The organism is Veillonella sp. 3_1_44, assembly GCF_000163715.1.
Taxonomy (GTDB): Bacteria; Bacillota; Negativicutes; order Veillonellales; family Veillonellaceae; genus Veillonella; species Veillonella parvula_A.
The window spans coordinates 1-22,138 of the sequence record NZ_GG770200.1; the positions used below are offsets into that span (position 1 = coordinate 1).

At 39.5% G+C, this 22,138-nt stretch carries 3 protein-coding genes and 1 rRNA gene; all 4 read right to left on the reverse strand.

The features are described 5' to 3' along the window. A 16S ribosomal RNA gene (locus tag HMPREF0873_RS03915) occupies nucleotides 1-223 on the reverse strand; the annotation flags it as partial. Nucleotides 224-772: 549 nt separating this feature from the next. Continuing rightward, nucleotides 773-1,522 (reverse strand): hypothetical protein, encoded by a 750-nt coding sequence (locus HMPREF0873_RS03920; protein ID WP_008714466.1) that lies wholly within the window; start codon nucleotides 1,520-1,522, stop codon nucleotides 773-775. Nucleotides 1,523-1,613: 91 nt separating this feature from the next. Then, nucleotides 1,614-11,903: an ESPR-type extended signal peptide-containing protein gene (locus tag HMPREF0873_RS03925; RefSeq protein ID WP_008714468.1), complete on the reverse strand. Its 10,290-nt coding sequence runs from the start codon at nucleotides 11,901-11,903 to the stop codon at nucleotides 1,614-1,616. 519 nt (nucleotides 11,904-12,422) lie between these two features. After that, nucleotides 12,423-21,692, reverse strand: coding sequence for an ESPR-type extended signal peptide-containing protein (locus HMPREF0873_RS03930; RefSeq protein ID WP_008714469.1), 9,270 nt, complete (start codon nucleotides 21,690-21,692; stop codon nucleotides 12,423-12,425). Between the last annotated feature and the right edge of the window lie 446 nt (nucleotides 21,693-22,138).

Genomic DNA, 22,138 nt, shown 5'->3' on the forward strand with positions numbered 1-22,138 from the left:
GAGGCCACCTTTCATCTATCCTCGATGCCGAGATTAGATCGTATGCGGTATTAGCAGTCGTTTCCAACTGTTGTCCCCCTCTGAAGGGCAGGTTGATTACGCGTTACTCACCCGTTCGCCACTAAGATTGATAGAAGCAAGCTTCCATCGCTCTTCGTTCGACTTGCATGTGTTAAGCACGCCGCCAGCGTTCGTCCTGAGCCAGGATCAAACTCTCCAAGATATCTTGAAGCTATTTGAATAGCTCATTTGTTTTTGTTGTCGCTACATTGAAGTAGCTTTGAATTATGGTTGGTTTTGACTATGTCAAAACCCGCACTCTGGCATATGTTCAATCGTTTTGATTGATTACCTATCATTGTTCAGTTTTCAAAGATCTGTGCCCCTTCATATGGGGTACTTGAATATAATAACATTTCCATATACTCATGTCAACAAAATTTGGACAAATTTTACTACAAATTTCAGAAAATTTTTACCATTATTTTTGCACAATTTCACGGCCTAATTTTACAGATTCGAAACTTGAGTTATATCACTCTTTTAGACATATCATATAACGAGAATTTAAAGCAAAAAAAAGCCGCAACAAGAATGCATATATTGCATTCAGTTGCGGCTTCTTGCCTATATAACAGTGTGTTTATAGAATCCCTTATTTGCATTTCAACACTGTATATTAAAAACTTTTATATATAAGGTATTGCATCTGCATTTCCTATACAGCAAAAGTTATACATATAAAGATTTAATTATATGTGTATTTAGATGATTAGTTATCTGTCTGAATCGCTTCACGAAGGTTAATTTCGTGCATATCGCCAACAGAAGGTTCTTCTGCAGACATATTCTTCACAGTTTGTTTTGTAGCAAACCAAACTGCTTCGTTCATGTAATAACGCAATTCTTCATTAGATACATGTTCTTGATCTTGAGCCATGATATCAAGCATAGCATCTTCCAATGCTTGTGCTTCTTCATCAGTCAAAGGACCGCCAACGGCCTTTTGTTTTTGAAGCAATTCATTCATGCGATCAACCATGCTGCGCAATACATTGTAACCATAGCTATTTGTATAACCTTGGTCCTTATCATATTTAGGGAATGTGTAATAGCTATACTCGTTTTTATTACGGTTTTCACCATTCCAGTTCAATGCAGTTTCTTGGCCATGTACATAACCTAAAGAATGTTTACGGAAATAATCAGCATAGTTATGCTTATCTTTAGAATGTAACCATTTAGCTTCTTCTTTAGTTAACGCTTGATGATTATTCTTTTTGCTTTCAGCTAAAGCAATATGTTTTTCCGCATTTTCCCATGCTTTCACAAATTCATGGATACTTTGCACCGCCTGAGGGCTAGCCACAGGAACCAATACAACAGAACCTGTTGTAGGCGCTTTAGCCGGATTTGGTAAAAGCAATGGATCATCAAATGTAGCAGATGCCGCATTAACATGTAATACGCCACTGCCGAATAATACTGCCGCTGTGAAAGCAAGCAAAGTGGATTTTTTCATTATATATTCCTCTTTTCTATCAACGAATTAAATCGGGTGGGAGGATTCCCTAAAGGGGAATCCTCAACCCGTAATGTTCAGTATGAACGTATTATAAACCTAGTCTTGCCATCATTGCAGCAATATTAGCTTTCATTTGTTCATTTTCAGCTTTCAAATCAGCTACTTCACCTTTTAATCCTTGATTTTCAGCTTTCATTGCAGCAAGTTCACGTTGCATTGCATATGTAGAACTGATAGGTCCTTTACGATAACGATCTGCAGTTTCTGCTTCGCCGTCTCTGTTACCTACTTTCCAAGTTACACCAGCATTTGCCATCATATGGCTATTGCTGCCTGCCCAAGCAACACCAGCATGTAACATCATGGATTCATTTTTATAATGAGCCACACCTAATGCCAATGCGGAGTCGCCACGGTAGTTACCGTAACCTGCCATAATTTGAGTAGGTTCGTAAGGGTCATAAGCCATAGGTTTCAATGCGGACAACGCGGAGGACATCGCACCAACTTGACGAACTTCGTTTACAACATTATTCATGCTGTTAGCAACACGATTAAGTTGGGAACCATTAACAGCATCAGTAGAAGTGGAGCTAATTTCGCCTGGTGCTACGTTAGTAATCTTATTACCACCGTTGTTTAAACCAGAGCTTGTTAAGGATACGCTGCCACCACCATTATTTTTGATTGTGATACCGTTACCGTTTGTCACAGTTGTATGACCGGAGTTATCCATAGTTGTAATGGAATTGATACCAGTAATATCTTTTGCCAAACGAACATTCAAGCTGCCGTTGTTGTCAGAGATAACACCGATATTGTTTGCAGTGGAAAGTTTGCTTTCATCAGTAACGCCACCTTTAACAGTCACTTTTTGACCTAGGTCACGATGGAATTCACCTTTATCACCTGCAAAGTCTAAACCAGCTTTCTTAAGGCCGTCGATACCTTTCTTCAAGTCGCCGATGTTAGCACCATTTGTTAAGCTGCTGCTATTATCAGCGATATTGTTAATATCTTCGCCTTCGGCATAACCACTTGCCATGTTAACAACTTTATTACCGCCATTGTTCAAGCCGTCCTTAGTCAATGTTACTGCACCAGTACCATCTTTAGGGGAACCTTGACCTGCTGGAGGAGTAGTAATGGCAACACCGTTGCTGCTAACAGTAGTAGTTACTTTTTCACTACCCATGCCAGATGTAACAACCACACCATCTGCAGTTGTGCTTGTTCTCTTAGTCTTTTTGTCAGTAGTTACAACACCGTTAACAGTCAACTCAGTGGACTTAGTTGGATTATCTACAAGTACACCTTTAGCTGTTGTTTGAGTTGTATTATTTTGACCATCAGATACTTTCACATTATCTGCAGTAAGAGTAGTCTTATTACCAAATGTATCAGTGCTTGTAACACCTACACCGTTTGTTACAGTAGAGAATTTCTTATCGTCAGTAGTGGTAATCACACTGCGTAAGTTCAAGTCTTTTTTGATATCTACAGTGTATGTTTTAGACTTATCTGCATTAACTGTAGTTTCTACAGTTGTATTGCCGCTATCGCCAGCTTTCACTGTTGTAGTTGCTGCCGCCATGCTGCTCTTCAACTGTTGAACGTTAACTGCATCTGTATCATTTACACCAGCTGCCACGTTAGTAATCTTTTGATTATTTGCGTTTAAGCCTTCGTTAGAAATGTAAGTTTTACCGCCTACAGATACGCCCTTATCATCAAGAACAACTTGTTTGTTTGGATCGGAACCAACAGTTACGGAATCAAGACCTTTAAGGTTCTTAGCGAGTTTAACGTTCAAGTTGCCGTTTTCATTAACTACACCGATATTACCATTTGAAAGTTTAGAAGCATCAGCTTCGCCACCAGTAATATTCAATGTATCGCCAAGATCTTTATGAATTTTATCTCCAGAGTCGCCTTTGAAGTTCAAGCCTTTCTTAGTCAAGTCTTCAGTATTTTTATCAATTTTGTTGTCTACAACTTTCAATTGATCTTCTGTTGCAGCTTGACCGTTAGTGATCTTATTAGGATCCCAAGTTCTGTTAGTCAAATCGTTAACAGTACCAGAACCACCGTTGATAGTTACCTTACCGGAGTTGATTGTACCGTTTGTACCATTGATATTTACAGCATTAGCACCTTCGCCAGCTCTAATGATACCTGTTGTACCATCGAAATGAACTGATGTATTGCCGGAGCCCAATGTCACTGTGTCTTTCAAGTTTACAGTGTATGTTTTAGCTTTTGTAAGATCGTTGATTTCTTCTTCAACATGAATGTTCTTGCTACCTTTTACCTTAGTATCGGACGCAGCTTTTACTTCGTTCAATTGTTTAAGGTTAACAGCATCGCTATCTTCTGTACCAGCTTTAACATTTTTGATTTGCGTATTGTTTGCATTGAAGCCGTTATTTGTAACAAATGTATTACCACCAATTGTCAAACCATTATTGTTAATAGTTGTTTGACCAGTTGTTACGCTATTCAAACCTGTTAAATCTTTTGCAAGTTTAACATTCAACTTACCGTTTTCGGATACAACACCGATATTGTTGTCAGACAATTTAGCTTTATCAGTAATGCCACCTACAACATCCAATGTTTGACCAAGGTCTTTATGGATTACTTCGCCAGAATCAGCTTGGAAGTTCAAGCCCTTCTTAGTCAAGTCTTCAGTGTTCTTATCGATTTTGCTATCTACAACTTTCAATTGATCTTCTGTTGCAGCTTGACCAGAAACAATATTTCCTGGAGTCCAAGTTTTGTTAGTCAAGTTGTTTACAGTACCGTTTGCACCGTTAACTAGAACTTTACCTGCATTAATGTTGCCTGTTACACCATTGATAGTTACTGCATTAGTACCGTTACCAGCTTTTACGATACCAGTTGTACCGTCGATGTTAACAGCTGTGTTACCGGAACCTAATGTTACAGTGTCTTTCAATGCAACTGTGTAAGTTTTAGCTTTTGTAGTTGGATCTACAGCTTCATCAACGTCGATGTTTTTACTACCTTTTACTTTTGTATTAGATGCAGCTTTTACATCGTTCAATTGTTTAACATTTACAGCATCATTATCTTCCACGCCAGCAGTTACGTTTTTAATTTGCGTATTGTTAGCGTTGAAGCCATTATCTGTAACGAATTGTTTGTTGTTGATTGTCAAGCCATCGTTGTTGATAGTTGTTTGACCAGTTGTTACGCTGTTCAAACCTGTTAAGTCTTTTGCAAGTTTAACATTCAACTTACCGTTTTCGGATACAACACCGATATTGTTGTCAGACAATTTAGCTTTATCAGAAACGCCACCTACAACATCCAATGTTTGACCAAGGTCTTTATGAATTAATTCACCAGAGTCAGCTTGGAAGTTCAAGCCTTTCTTACTGTTGTCTGTAACTTTTTGATCTACAGATTTCAATTGATCTTCTGTTGCAGCTTGACCGTTAGTGATGTTATTAGGATCCCAAGTTCTGTTAGTCAAGTTGTTTACAGTACCGTTTGCACCGTTAACTAGAACTTTACCGGAAGTGATATTACCAATTGCACCATCAATTGCAACTTTACCAGCATTGATTGTGCTGTTTACGCCGTTAATAGTTACTGCGTTAGCACCGTCACCAGCTTTTACAATACCTTTTGTACCATCGATGTTGACTGCATTATTACCGGAACCTAATGTTACAGTGTCTTTCAATGCAACTGTGTAAGTTTTAGCTTTTGTTACATTATCTACGGTTTCATCAACATTGATGTTTTTGCTACCTTCTACTTTTGTATTAGATGCAGCTTTTACATCGTTCAATTGTTTAACATTTACAGCATCATTGTCTTCTACGCCAGCTGTTACGTTTTTGATTTGCGTATTGTTAGCATTGAAGCCATTAGCTGTAACGAATTGTTTGTTGTTGATTGTCAAGCCATCGTTGTTGATAGTTGTTTGACCAGTTGTTACGCTGTTCAAGCCTGTTAAATCTTTTGCAAGTTTAACATTCAACTTACCGTTTTCAGATACCACACCGATATTGTTGTCGGACAATTTAGATTTTTCAGTAATGCCACCTACAACATCTAATGTTTGACCAAGATCTTTATGAATTAATTCGCCAGAATCAGCTTGGAAGTTCAAGCCTTTCTTAGTCAAGTCAGTGCTGTTGTCAGTGATTTTCTTATCGACAACTTTCAATTGGTCTTCTGTTGCAGCTTGACCGCTTGTGATATGTGCAGGATCCCAAGAAATGTTTGTCAAGTTGTTTACAGTACCAGTAGCACCGTTGACAGTCACTTTACCGGAGTTGATAGTGCCGTTTGTACCATTGATAGTCACAGCATTAGCACCGTCACCAGCTTTCACGATACCTGTAGTACCGTTGATGTTGATTGCTTTATCGCCGGAACCTAAAGTTACATTGTCTTTCAATGCTACTTTGTAAGTTTTAGCGTGTGTATTAGGATCTACTGTGGAATCAACATTGATGTTTTCGCTACCTTCTACTGTAGTGTTAGACGCATTTTTAACTTCGTTCAATTGATTCAAGTTAACTGCATCATTACCGTCAGTACCAGCTTTTACGTTTTTGATTTGTGTGTTGTTAGCATCAAAACCGTTAGCTGTAACGAATTTATTACCACCAATTGTTAAACCTTCGTTATTAATTGTTGTAGCACCAGTTGTTACACTTGTTAAGCCAGTCAACTCTTTAGCAAGTTTAACATTCAACTTACCGTTTTCAGATACCACGCCGATGTTATTGTCAGACAATTTAGCTTTATCGGAAGTACCACCTACAACATCTAATGTTTCGCCAAGATCTTTATGAATGCTTGTAGCGTCATCGCCTTTGAAGTTCAAGCCCTTCTTAGTCAAGTTACTACCATTGTCAGTAATTTTCTTATCAACAACTTTCAATTGATCTTCTGTTGCAGCTTGACCGCTTGTGATATGGTCAGCATCCCAAGTGATATTTGTTAAGTTGTTTACAGTACCTTTAGCACCGTTAACAAGAACTTTACCGGAATTGATATTGCCTGTTACACCGTCAATCGCTACGTTACCAGCATTAATTGTGCTGTTTGTACCGTTGATAGTTACAGCATTATTGCCTTCGCCAGCTTTCACAATACCTTTTGTGCCGTCGATATTAACAGCAGTATTGCCAGAACCCAATGTTACTGTGTCTTGTAAACCAACTGTATAAGTCTTAGCTTTAGTAAGTGGATCTTCAGAATCAGTTACATTGATGTTTTTACCTGCTTTTACAACAGTTTTAGCTGCCGCTGCGTTATTGGATACTTCTTTCAACTGTTTAAGGTTAACTGCGTGGTTATCCTCTGTACCAGCTTTCACGTTTGTGATTTGAGTATCGTTAGCATTGAAGCCGTTGCTTGTAACAAATGTGTTACCACCGATTGTCAAACCATTGTTGTTAATAGTTGTAGCACCAGTTGTTACGCTGTTCAAGCCTGTCAAATCTTTAGCAAGTTTAACATTCAATACGCCGTTGTTATTAACTACGCCGATGTTATTTTCTGAAAGTTTAGATGCATCAGCTTGACCGCCAGAGATTTTCAAAGTTTGACCAAGGTCTTTATGAATTGCAGTACCTGCATCACCTTGGAAGTTCAAGCCTTTTTCTACGATTTCAGTTTTTGTAGTATCAATTTTATTATCTACTACTTTCAATTGATCTTCTGTAGCAGCTTGACCATTAGTAATAGCTTTAGGGTTCCAAGTTCTGTTAGTTAATTCGTTAACAGTACCTGTAGTACCATTGATAGTTACTTTACCGGAGTTGATAGTACCATTTGTGCCATTGATAGTCACAGCATTATCGCCAGTGCCAGCTTTCACGATACCTGTTGTACCGTTAATATTTATAGCTGTGTTACCTGTGCCTAATGTTACTTCATCTTTCAAGCCTACAGTATATGTTTTAGCTTTAGTTACATTATCGATACTTTCATCAACTTTAATGTTTTTACCTTCAGCTACCTTTGTATTTGCTGCAGATGCACTGTTGGATACTTCTTTTAATTGTGCCAAGTTTACTGCATCGCTGTCGATTGTACCACGAGCAACGTTAGTAATCTTGTTACCACCATTATCCAAGCCTGTTTTAGTAAGAGATACAGATGCATTGTTTGTAGCACCGTTGCTGATAGTTACGCCGTTGGAAGTAACTTTTGTATCGCCTACAGTTACGCTATTCAAACCTTTAAGGTCTTTTGCCAAACGAACTTTCAAGTCGTTAGAGCCATCGGATACAACACCGATATTATCTTCAGCAGTCAATTTGGATGCTTCTGTAATGCCACCTTTAACATTTACTTGTTCACCAAGTTTTTTATTGATTACGTTACCGGAGTCACCACCGAATTTCATGCCTTTATTGATCAATTCTTCTTTAGTCTTGAACAATTGGCTACCGTTGATAGCATCTTTAGATGTAGCTGTTACAGCACCGTCTTTTACATTTGTAATTGTAGTGCCATTAGCGCCTTCCAATGTTACCTTAGTTTTATCAACAACACCGTTATTGATGTCATATTTAACAGCACGATCTGTCAATTTATCTACGGAAGATTTGGATGCAATGTTATTGATTGTAACTTGTTCTTTAACGCCTGCATGGTTTTTATCCTCTACAGTCAAGGATACTTCACCATTGTCGTTTACCTTGTAGGAACCGTCAGCGCTGGAGTTTCTTACAAGACGATAGTCAGTTGCACTGCTACCTTGTTGAGTAATTTGTTCGCTAACTTTTTTCAACTGATCTTCAGTCGCAGCACGACCGGATACGATAGATGTGGAATCCCAACTCTTATTGCTCAAGTTAGTTACATAATTACCAGTTTCACTTGCATGTTTCGTATTTTGAACAGTTTGAGAGCCCATTACAACAGAACCAGCAGTCACTCTGCCTGCAGTACCATCAAGAACTACTTGATTGTTACCGCTACCCAATGTCACTTTGTTGTTCAAACGAAGATCATATTTAGCACCTTCAGTGCTTGTAGCAGGAGTTGTTGTCAATTTGAGGTTATCATCGGAAACAGTTACTTTAGAATGTTTGCCTGCTTCGATTTTCACATCATGTAATTGGCTACCATTTACAGCATCTGTAGAAGTAGAGGATACTTCACCAGCTTTCAAGTTAGTAATTGTTGTACCGCCTTGGCCTTCCAAAGTAACCTTGTTTTTATTAACAGTAGTACCGTTAAGATCATATTTAACAGCACGTTCTGTCAATTTATCCAATTCAGTTTTGGATGCGATGTTGTTTATTGTTACTGTATTAGCAGGGCTGTTAGGATGAGCTTCATCTTTAACTTTTAAATCAACTTTATTGTTTTCTACAGAGTAAGAACCGTCCGCAGAGTTTGCATTGTTGATCAAGCGGTAATCTGTTTTAGCTGCATTAGTAGTCTTGATTTCATCAGACACTTTTTTCAACTGATCTTCAGTTGCTGCACGACCAGATGTGATTGTAGGGTTTTGAACATTCCATTCTTTATTGTCCAAACCAGTTACATAGTTTTTATTGTCGCTATGTTTACCTACACGAACAGAACCTGCAGTTACGCTGTTCAAACCTGTTAGGTCTTTTGCCAACTTAACATTAAGGTTACCGTCTTTAGCTACAACACCGATGTTGTTGTCAGATAAAGCACCTGTAGCGCCACCAGTAATACCTAAAGTATCGCCAAGTTGTTTATTAATTTTAACGTTGTTATCGCCTTGGAAGCTCAAACCTTTAGCGATTTTGTTAGTGTTATTTGTGATATTAGTAGTGTTAATATCTTGTTGCTCTTTAGAAGCAAGATTCGTCAACTTAACTTGTTTAGGGTTAGAACCATCAGCATCAGCAACAGTTAATGTCATGCTACCATCAGCAGCTACTTTATACTCGCCGTTGCTACCAGCTGCAGGGTTTGCAATCAAACGGTAATCAGTTTTGGAAAGACCATTAGAAATTTTAGAGATATCAACATCGAATGTTTGATTGTCATTACGTGTCAATGTCAATCTCTTACCGTCATTGGATACTGTACCGGATGTAACATACGTGTTTTTCAAACCTGTTACTTCAGCAGTCAAGCCATTTGTACCGGTCATGTTAATCTTGCCATTACCGTTTGCTTCATACGTTGCAGAACCACGTTGCAAGTATTTATCGTATTTTGCAGCAATACGAGAAATATCACCGATATTAGCCGCATTTGTTAATGTATCACCGCCAGATTGTACATTGGTAATTTGATAACCACCAGCATTGATACCGGTTTTGCTCATAGATACGCTACCAGTTGTAACGGAGTTGAAGTTTGCATTATCAACTGTTGCAACCGTAACATTGTCTCCAGAGCCTTCTAATTTAATATTTTTACCAGCGTTAAAGTTCACTGTACGGTTTGGAGCTTTTACATCTTTAACCTTTTGGCCATTAACTTGAAGTTCCCAACCAGAATTTGCGGATTTGATAGCTTCATGAATAGTGTTTTTACCTGTATCACCAATATTAGTCATGGTGATAGAGCCGTTTTGGTCAACCTGAGCATTGCCGCCTAAGATATTCTTAGTGCTGTTAGCTACATTACCTACTGCATTAGCAACGCCATATAATTGGCTACCATTAATAGCATCTGTAGATTGTGCACTTACACGACCAGCAGCAACGTTTGTAATTGTACGTTTTGTAGAAGTATTACCTACGCTAACTGTGGAATCAGCAGTACCACCTGCATAGTTGTATTTTAAACCATTAATAGTTTCACTAGCTGTGCTTACAGGGGCAGCTGTTGCAGAATTAGCACCTAATGCAACGCCACGAACATTATTTACTGTTGCTTTGCTACCGAGAGCTAAGCCTTCGTTTTCTTGTACACTTGCTTCGCTACCGATTGCTACTGCATCAGTTACTTCTTTTTGAGCTTTAAGTTTAGTGATTAATTCAGGATTATCTTTGTAAACGCTACGATCACGTACACGTTCTAATGTACCAGCTTGAGCGCTTACGCCCAATGCGATGGAACGGGAGCCAGTTGCTTGTGCATCATCACCGATAGCCACAACATTTTTCTTGTCCCCATCTTGAGTGCTCAAAGCACTAGCTTCACGACCCATAGCAATAGAGCCGTAACCTTCGGAATGAGCGTTATTACCGATAGCTGTAGAACGTTCACCTAATGCCCATGCAGCATTACCTGCTGCTACAGAAGATCCGCCCAATGCATATGTATCATTACCTAATGCCACGCCGGAACCACCATGAGCACGCGCAGAGTTACCTACAGCAACGGAGTTATTTACTTTATATTGAGGGTCATTTTGAATACCGGATTCAGCATTATTACCGATAGCTATGCCGTCCATTGCACGAGTTTTGGCATTGTTACCAAGAGCAACCCCATTATCACGATAATGAGCAGCACTGTTACCGATAGCTACGCCTTGTATTCCCTGAGAAAGGGCATTACTACCGATAGCTATGCCATGAGTAAAATTCTCGCCTTTATAATTTGTACCTGCTGCTACATTAGCACCTGTCCCCATAGCAACACTATCTACAGTATTTGATTTAGCACCTTGACCGATAGCAATAGCACGAGCAGCGTTAGCTTGGGTATTAGTACTTCCGTCATATGCTGTATACGGTGTACCTTTTGCGTCTGTCAATGGATCAGGATTTGCAGAACCGATAGCAATGGATTGAGCACCTTTTGCCAATGCGGAGTGACCCATGGCCAAGCTAGCAGACCCTTGTGCGGATGCTGCCGTACCGATAGCTGCCGCATATTGTTCTCCTGCGTAAGCTTGACGCATCATCGCCAAGGAGTTAAAACCCTTTGCCTTTGCAGCTGAACCGACAGCAATAGCACCGATTTGTTCAGATTGAGCATAATGGCCTAAACCGATACCCAACGCACGAGATTGGGAATAATCACCGATAGAAATACCGGATACGGAGCCATCATTAGAACGTGCATTCGCACGATTACCAATTTGAATACCGAACACCTTATTATCAGTATATAAGTGTCCTTGTCCTGGATTTCCTGGTGTTTTGTAATCATACATTTGAATGTAAGGTGCTTTTTCGCTAGGGTATAAATACGTAAACCCGCCATCACGTTCACCTTCACCAGGAGATAAAGAAAGACCTCTAATAGGTGCTGCATCAACACCCGAAATTAATCCGCTACCGCAGGTCAAAACCATAGCCGCCAAGCCAACTTTTACCGTAGCTTTAGCGGAATTACTAACAAAGCTTTTGGAGCCACGAGTATGGCTTTTTGCGATTTCAGATACAACGACATATGCGCCTCGTACCTGACTCCAAATTACCCTATAAATACGATTCATTTAGTAGTACCTACCTTTCACACAGTTTTATAAGGGATTCTAAAACCAACACTAAAACACTAAAAATAATAAAATTTTCATCAAAAATTTAATTACTATACATATAAAATATCAGATTAGTTTATGAATGTAAATATATTTTTTTCACATTTCGCTCATTTATTTTCAGAACTTTAAACTTCTTTTAAAAATTGATTTTCTTACTCATTTAAATATATTTTCAATCATAAAAACCCTTACAACAATGGGCCAAACAACACTTATAATCTAAAACTAATGATTTTATAGTAAATTAATCATATTCATAATTTTCGATTAAAATTATATGTTCTGTATTATACACTATTATGAAAGGTTTGTGAAGCCAAATACAAAAAAAGAACGAAAGTCTTTTCACAGTAGACTTTCGTTCTTTCATTTTATATACCATATAGGGTTAAAATCATCTAATCTTCATGGGTATTTTCTGGTACATCAACAAATTTTTATCACATGAATATAAAATGAAATCTATATGATTTACATACCTAAACGACTCATAATAAGAGCTAATTGTCGTTTAGTTTCTTCGTTATCTTTCTGTAGACGAAGGTTGTCTTCTTTCAATGCCGCATAGTCTGCAGTTAATTTTTCATCCTGCGCTTTCATGCGTGCATTTTCAGCTTTCAAAGCAGTCATTTCATCCTGCATTACGTACATAGAGCTGATAGGACCGCCCTTGTAGCGCTCAGGAATAGCCTTCTTCTCATCAGAAGAACCGAATTTACGAGTTACACCGGCATTCACCATATTATGACGACTACCAACAGATACGCCTGCATGGAACATAGTATCTTCCGATGTGTAGTGAGCAACACCTAACGCCGCTGCGGTTTCACCTCTGTAATTGCCGATACCAGCCATCACTTGAGTTGGTTCTAACGGATCATATTGAATCGGTTTCAACGCAGACATAGCTGCCGCATGAGCACCTACACGTTGCGTTTCGCCCGCTACGGAATTAATAGCATTAGCCATTCCCTCCGTAACTCCCTTCAATTGATTTACGTTAACCGCATCCGTGCCGTTTACACCAGGGCCTACATTACTAATTGTTTTACCACCGTTATTCAATCCATCTTTAGTAAGGCTTACGGTGTTACCACTAGCAGGAGTAATGGTTATGCCACTGCCGTTTACAACCGTAGAGTTACCTCCAGCATCCTTAGTAGTTACAGATGTAAGACCTTTCAAATCTTTCGCCATACGAACTTTAAGATTAGTGCCGTCAGATACGACGCCTACATTATCTTCTGTAGTCAACTTGTTAGCATCAGTAATGCCACCGACTACGTTTATCTGTTCGTTAAGCTTTTTGTTAATCACATTACCGGAATCGCCACCGTATTTCATACCATCGTCTTTGGTTGCCACTTGATGTGTCTTGCCCTGTTCATCTTGGTACTTAATACGAGTAATAGCATTGCCTCCGAGATCAGAATCACCCTTATCAGCAGTTATATCCGCATTGCGACCATCTTTGCCAGTTAAACCGATGTGACCAACGCCGTCTTTGCCCGACATAGATACAGCATCTTTACCGTCTTTACCTGTAACAGCTACTTTGCCGTCTGTACCATTCGCAGCGTCTGGACCTGTAATGGAAACGCCATCTTGACCATTTTTGCCGACTTTCACCTTATCAGTATTGACCGTATCAGCAGTAACTGTTTTGGTAGTAATACTGTCGGTCTTAAGATTCTTAGCCATTTTAATAGTAACATTACCATTTTCGGCTACTGTTTTGATATTTTCGCCGGAATAATCGCTATCGGCCCCTTGTCCTTCACCTTTGATGGTAACCTTTTGACCTAAATCACGGTGGAAATCACCTGTATTACCGGCAAAATCCATGCCTTTCTTCGTAATGTCATCACCTAAATTATTAATCTTATTATCCAAGGCTTTATGGGACTTCTGCAATTGATCTTCTGTAGCAGCACGACCACTTGTGATATTGTTAGGATCCCAATCTTTGTTTTCCAAACCTGTCACATGACCATCTTTACCGTCAACGGCCACCTTACCTGCCGCAATTTTTCCGTCTTTGCCGTCGATAGTTACCTTGTCGCCAGCCTTAATCGTACCGTTTGTACCGTCGATTGCAACATTGCCGGCCTTGATTGTGCCCTTATCACCATCGATTTCAACTTTATCACCTGCTTTAATGGTGCCTTTGTTGCCGTCGATTGTAACCTTGTCACCGGCTTTGATTGTACCGGTTGTACCATCCATCGCAATTTGTTTCGTAGCATCAGATCCCATTGTTATTTGGTCTTTGAGGCCCACTTTGTAATTTGTAGAGCCATCACCATTAGTGGTCTTATCAACTTTGATATTATTACCTTCTGTTACAATTGCAGTAGCAGCGGCAGCCGCTTTATCCAATTGAGATTTATTAACCGCATCCTTAGGATTTGTACCGTCCGCTACATTTATAATCTTGTTACCGGCTGCATCAATACCATCCTTCGTCATAGATGGACCATTAGTAATCTTCACGCCGTCCTTTGTAATAGCAGTCAACGGGTTGCCATCCTTATCTTGAACGGTCATGCCTTCACCATTAACAACGGTTTTACCGTTTGCACCATTAGTGCCATTGTTGAAAGTTATGGAATCTAGGCCTTTCAGATTTTTTGCCAAACGAACATTAAGGATATTATTTTTGCTAATAACACCGATATTGTTTTCGGTCAACTCAGATTCATTGGTGACACCACCCTTAATGTCCAATTGTTCATTAAGTTTCTTCTTGATGGTAGTACCGGAGTCACCACCATATGCCATGCCATCATCTTTGGTTGCCACTTGATGGGTTGTGCCATTTTCATCTTGGTATTTAATGCGCGTGATTTCATTTCCATTAATATCAGCAGCGCCTTTATCAGCGATAATATCCGCACTATGACCATCTTTACCAGTTAAACCGATGTGACCTACGCCGTCTTTACCCGACATAGACACTACATCCTTACCGTTTTTATCTGTAACAGCTACTTTACCGTCGGTGCCATTCGCCGCATCTGGGCCTGTAAGAGATACGCCATCCTTACCGTCTTTGCCGACTTTCACAGATTCAGCCTTAAGGTTTTTGTTCATTTTTACATCAATTGTTGTATTACCTGTTGCTGCATCTTGTTTGATGAAAGTTTTAATATTGTCACCGCTATAGTCGGTATCAGCAGCTTTGCCTTCACCTTGAACAGTGATAGTAGAGCCTAATTTATTAGTTTGTACACCGCCTACATTGGCATTGAATTTAAGACCTGTATCAGTTTGACCTGCCAAGGCTTGTTTCAATTGGTCCTCTGTTGCAGCACGACCGGATACGACATTACCTGCATTCCAAGTCTTATTATCAAGACCTGTTATGTAGTTACCCATATTACCAGGGGTTGCACCATCGGACTGTTTACCCATGGTTACAGTGCCGGCTTTCACAGTTTCCGCTGCAGTAACAGTGGTAACGTTAAGATCTTTCTTCAATTTAAGGCCGATCTTCGTATCATCGCCAGTTTGACTGATTTCCGTCGTAATATTGTCGTCGCCATTTACTGTTACCTTGGAGCCTAGCTTATTCGTTTTTTCGTCATTATTATCCGCATTAAAACGAAGGCCTTTATTGGTAAGTTCAGTCTTAGCGTCATTAATATTATTGTTGAGCTCAGTTTTGGTATCACCGATATTTTTATTCAACTCGGTCTTAGTATCGCTAATGTTTTTATTTAATTCAGCCTTAGTATCACCAATATTTTTATTTAACTCAGTTTTAGCGTCATGCAATTGACCGCCGTTCACCGCATCTTTAGAATTAGCCGCCACATCACCGTTAGCAACATTGGTAATCTTTTGGTCGTTCGCATTGATGCCGTTTGGAGATACATAGGTCTTATTGCCTACGGTCAAACCACCACTATTAATGGTTGTACCGCCAGCTGTCACACTGTCCAAACCAGTCAATGTTTTAGCCAACTTCACGTTCAATGTGCCTGTACCGTCAGATACAACGCCAATATTATTATCTGTTAGATCTGCAGCCGTAGCTCCGCCTTTGATGGCAACAGTACCACCTAACTTCTTGTTAATAGTCGTACCAGAGTCACCGTCAAAGTTCAAGCCTTTATCCACTTCGGATTTAGATGCCACATCTTTAATCGTTACGGTTTTTGTTTGAGCAGCCGGATGGTTCTTATCTTGGACTGTCAATGCTACGTCACCGTTGGCAGCTACAGTATAGTCACCATTGGAACCTGCCGTAGGATTCGCAACGAGACTAAAGTCCGTTGCATTAGCGCCTTGAGTTTTGATAGCTTCAGTAACTGTCTTCAATTGATCTTCTGTTGCAGCACGTCCACTAACAGCAGTCGGATTAGTTACGCTCCATGCCTGATTATCAAGACCAGTTACGTAGTTGCCCATATTAGCAGGGCTTGCACCATCGGATTGTTTACCCATAGTTACCGTGCCGGCTTTCACAGTTTCCGTAGCCGTAACAGATGTAACATTAAGATCTTTCTTCAATTTAAAACCGATCTTTGTATCTTCACCAGTTTGACTGATTTCCGTCGTAATATTGTCGTCGCCGTTTACCGTTACCTTAGAGCCTAGTTTATTCGTTTTTTCGTCGTCATTATCCGCATTGAAACGAAGGCCTTTATTAGTAAGTTCAGTCTTAGCGTCATTAATATTATTATTGAGTTCGGTTTTAGTGTCACCAATTTTTTTATTAAGTTCAGTTTTGGTATCACCGATGTTTTTATTCAACTCGGTCTTTGTATCGCTAATGTTTTTATTTAACTCAGTTTTAGCGTCATGCAATTGACCGCCGTTAACCGCATCTTTGGAATTAGCCACCACGTCGCCATTAGCAACATTGGTAATCTTTTGGTCGTTCGCATTGATGCCGTTTGGAGATACATAGGTCTTATTACCTACTGTTAAACCACCAGCATTAATAGTTGTACCACTCGCTGTTACACTGTCCAAACCGGTTAATGTTTTTGCTAACTTCACGTTTAACGTACTGCCGTCGGATACGACACCAATATTATTGTCCGTCAAGTTAGCAGCCGCTGCACCGCCCTTGATACTAAGCTTATCACCCAACTGTTTGTTAATTACAGCGCCGCTATCTCCATCAAAGTTAAGACCTTTAGCAATAGTCGTATTGATGGCAGAAATAGCATTTCTATTAGTCGTAATATCTTGCGTATTTTGAGCAATATTTTGTTTATTTTGTGCAATATCAGTCTTATTTTTACCAATGTCAGTCGTGTTTTGAGCAATATCAGCCTTGTTCTTAGTTATATCTTGTTTATTCTTACCGATATCAGTCGCATTTTGAGCAATGTCAGTTGTGTTTTGAGCTATTTTATCCTTATTTGTGTTAACTTGCGTATTAACAGATTTCAACTGATCTTCTGTTGCAGCTCGACCACTTACGGCTTGAGGATTATCTACATCCCAAGTAGTATTTGTAAGTCCAGTTACTGTGCCTGTAGTACCATCAACAGATACAGGATTAGCAGTTCCTAAAGTGATTTTATCCCCTAATCCGACAGTATATTCCTTACCGCCGGCTGCATTTGTACCTTCTTCTACAGTGATGTTGCTGTTTTTAGCTTTCACAGTACTTGCCTTAGCAGTTCCACCGATAGCATCCTGCAACTGACTGAAGTTAACCGCATCAGTAGGATCTGTGCCTTTTGCTAGACCGGTAATCTTTTGATTATTTGCATTGATGCCGTTTGGCGTTACGTAGGTCTTGCCGCCTACGGTCAAACCACTACCATTAATAGTTGTTCCACCAGCCGTTACGCTATCCAAACCAGTTAATGTTTTAGCTAGTTTCACATTTAATGTGCTGCCATCAGACACGACACCGATATTATTATCCGTAAGATCCGCCATAGCACCACCTTTAATGGTAACAGTGTCGCCTAATTTTTTATTAATCGCAGCACCGCTATCGCCGTTAAAGTTTAATCCTTTATTGATATTGGTTACATTTGTATTGACCTTATCATTAACGGATTTCAACTGATCTTCCGTAGCAGCTCGACCACTTACAGCTTGAGGATTATCCGCGTTCCAAGACTTATTATCGAGCCCTGTTACAAAGTTACCGTTTGCACCGCCTGCACCACCTGATTGTTTGCCCATAGTCACAGTGCCGGCTTTCACAGTATCAGCGGCAGTAATAGTAGTAACATTGAGATCTTTCTTTAATTTAAGACCGATCTTAGTATCGTCACCAGTTTGGCTGATTTCTGTCGTGATATTATCATCGCCGTTTACCGTTACCTTGGAACCCAATTTATTGGTCTTAGCACCGCCTGTATCCGCATCAAATTTGAGACCTGTATTAATCACATCATTCTTCGCAGTCGATATATTATTGTTTAGCTCGGTTTTAGCATTATCTATATTGCTATTCAGTTCAGTTTTAGCGTCATTAATATTTTTATTGAGTTCAGTTTTGGCATCACCGATATTTTTGTTTAATTCAGTTTTAGCATCATTAATGTTGTTATTTAATTCGGTTTTAGCCGCATGAAGTTGACCGCCGTTAACTGCATCTTTGGAATTAGCCGCCACTTCACCATCAGCAACATTAGTTATTTTCTTGTCATTCGCATTAATACCGTTCGGAGTTACATAGGTCTTACCGCCTACGGTCAAACCACTACTATTGATCGTTGTACCACCAGCCGTTACGCTATCCAAACCGGTTAATGTTTTAGCTAGTTTTACATTTAATGTGCTGCCATCAGATACGACACCGATATTATTATCCGTCAAATTCGCAGCTGCGGCACCGCCCTTGATGCTAAGCTTATCGCCCAACTGTTTGTTGATTGCAGCACCGCTGTCTCCATCAAAGTTAAGACCTTTAGCAATAGTTGTATTGATTGTAGAGATAGCATTTTTATTGGTCGCAATATCTTGTGTGTTCTGAGTAATATTTTGCTTGTTTTGTGCAATATCAGTCTTATTTTTACCGATATCAGTAGTATTTTGAGCTATATCAGTCTTGTTCTTAGTTATATCTTGTTTATTCTTACCGATATCAGTCGCATTTTGAGCAATGTCAGTTGTGTTCTGAGCTATTTTATCCTTATTTGTGTTAACTTGCGTATTAACAGTTTTTAACTGATCTTCCGTTGCAGCACGACCACTTACAGCTTGCGGATTATTTACATTCCAAGCTATATTAGTAAGACCTGTTACAGTCCCTGCAGTTCCATCCACATTTACAGGATGTGCCGTACCTACCGTAAGTTTATTACCCAATCCAACAGTGAATTCCTTACCACCATTTGCGTTGGTACCTTCTGTTACAGTTACATTCGCGTCTTTCCCTTTTACCGTAGTGGCCTTAGCAGTACCACCAATAGCATTTTGCAATTGACTGAAATTAACCGCATCATCAGGCGCTGTACCATTAGCAACACCAGTAATCTTTTGATTATTGGCATTGATGCCATCAGGTGTTACATAGGTTCTAGCACCTACACTCAAACCATTTTTACTAATAGTAGTATTTCCTGCATTAACGCTCTCTAATCCTGTTAAATATTTTGCCAACTTTACAGTCAATCTACCGGTACCATCGGATACAACACCAATATTATTATCGGATAATGCCCCTGTAGCACCGCCTTTAATGACTAGAGTATCACCTAATTTTCTCTTAATCGAAGCACCTGTATCGCTGCTAAAATAGAGCCCTTTTTCAAGAGTATTATTGATAGTGTTAATATCATTCTTATTAGTAGTAATATCACCTTGTATTTTTGTGATATTTCGTGCATTGGCACCAATACGGCTTGAGTTATCTGAGATATTCTGCGTATTTTGATTAATAAAATACTGATTGGAATTAACTCTCTCATTAACCCGCTTTAACTGATCTTCCGTAGCAGCACGCCCTGTAACAGGTGCTGGATTATTTACATTCCATGATGTATTGGTAAGACCTGTGACCGTTCCTGTACCACTATCTATGGTTACAGGATGCGAGGCCGCCCCTTTCCCTACAGTAATCTTATAGTTTAAGCCGACAGTATATTCTTTACCACCTTTCGCCGTTGAGTTTTCCCTTATCGTAATATTACCATCATCATTTGCTTTTACAATGGCTTCTTTAGCTGTACCGTTAATTGCTCGTTGCAACTGACCGTAGTTAACTGCGTCCTGACTACCTGTACCGTCTGCAACACCTCTAAGCTGTTGATTATTGGCATTAAGGCCACCGGTTGACACATAGAGTTTATTGCCTACAGACACCCCTTTATTATCAATCGTAGCAGTTCCTGCTGTTACGCTATCCAAACCAGTTAATTTTTTAGCCAATTTCACATTTAGTGTGCCATTTCCGTCTGCTTGAACCCCAATATTGTTGTCAGCCAAAGCACCGCTAGCGCCACCTTTTATTCTTACTGTGTCACCTAATTTTACTTGGTTCTGAACAAAGTTATCACCATAAAAGAACAATCCTTTATCGATATTGTCTTTATTATATCTAATAGCATCGTGGATTGTGCTTTTACCTGTAAAACCGATATCGCTCATCGTTAATTTACCGGTATCAGGATCGAGCGCTGCATTACCACCAAGGATATTTTTAGTAGTAGTGGCTAAATTGCCCAAGCTATTTGCTACGGCATATAGTTGACTACCATTAATAGCATCTGTAGACGAAGCATTCATGCGTCCCGCCGCCACATTGGTAATCGTACGTTTTACCGTATCACTACCCACACTAAGCGTGGAGTCAGCACTGCCGCCAGCTAAATTCTTATACCATAAACCATTTACATGCTGATTTGGCGTACTTACCACATTAGCCGTCTTGGAGTTGGCACCTAATGCAATTGATCGTTGTTGATTCACATCAACTAATGCATTTTTACCGATGGCAATGGAATCATCTGAAGCTGCGATTGCAGCTTTACTCATAGCAATAGAATTATTTTTCGTCGCTTTTGCCGTCTCACCGATAGCAATAGAAGCCTCACCGCTAGCCACGCTATCCCAACCCATAGCAGCAGCATTAGTAGCGTCAGCTGTAGAGTTCGCACCGATTGCGCGAGCACCCGCTGCCAATGCTCTTGCACCGTTACCGATGGCTACGCCCCACTCGCCTCTGGATTGAGAGCCGTTACCCATAGCAACGGCACCGCCTTTAGATGCCTTCGCATTATTACCAAATGCCATGGATGATCCACCCCAAGCTCTGGCATTGGTACCAAATGCCTGATCATTATCGGCACCCACATAGTTACCGGCCTCATCATATCCAGCCCAGGATGTATTACCAAGGGCAAAGCCATTTAAAGAAGCTACTTTTGTCAAATTACCGATAGCAACACCATTATTTACTTCAACCGTTGCATTTCTTCCGATTGCAACACCTTGCACATTACCAACATTAGCCCTATTAGTTTTTGTAACAGTAGCACCTGTACCCAAGGCCACACTATTATCTGCCATTGCTGTACTATTGTCACCTATCGCTACAGTACCATTTTTAGCCTGAGCATTATCACCCCATTTTAATGTAGATGCCTGCGCTTCAGTTGGTATAATCCCTCCTGCTAACATAACAGTACAGATAGAAATTCCGAGCATCTTGGCAAACACAGATGTCATTGTCGAGCGTTTCGACATATTCTTCGCTGTTTCAGCCACAACGACATAACATCCTTTTGTACGACTCCAGATTACTTTAAAAATTCGGTTCATCTCATCTTACTCCTTGCATAAAACTATCAAATTATACGAATATAATAAAATATTTTATAACTATTTTAAAAAGTAAAAATACAGTTAATATATGGCTATTTATCGATGCATATCATATTAAACATATCATATTCTATACTAAAAGTAAAAAATTTTTCACTCTACACTCACTTCTAAATCATAAATATTTATGAATATACAAAAAGGCCGTCATATACCTTATGAATATGCTAAATGTACTAATTTTTTCGCATAAAATTAACTTCATGAAAAAAATGTATTTCACCTTAGTAAACTATTATGATCCAATTATTATTCACCTATATCACTCACCTATTTTAATTACATTACAAGTTAACCATGACATATATATGCTCATAACAACCATTTCATCTATTTTTTGCATGCAAAAAGGCGCCAAAAGCATTTCGCTTTTGGCGCCTTTT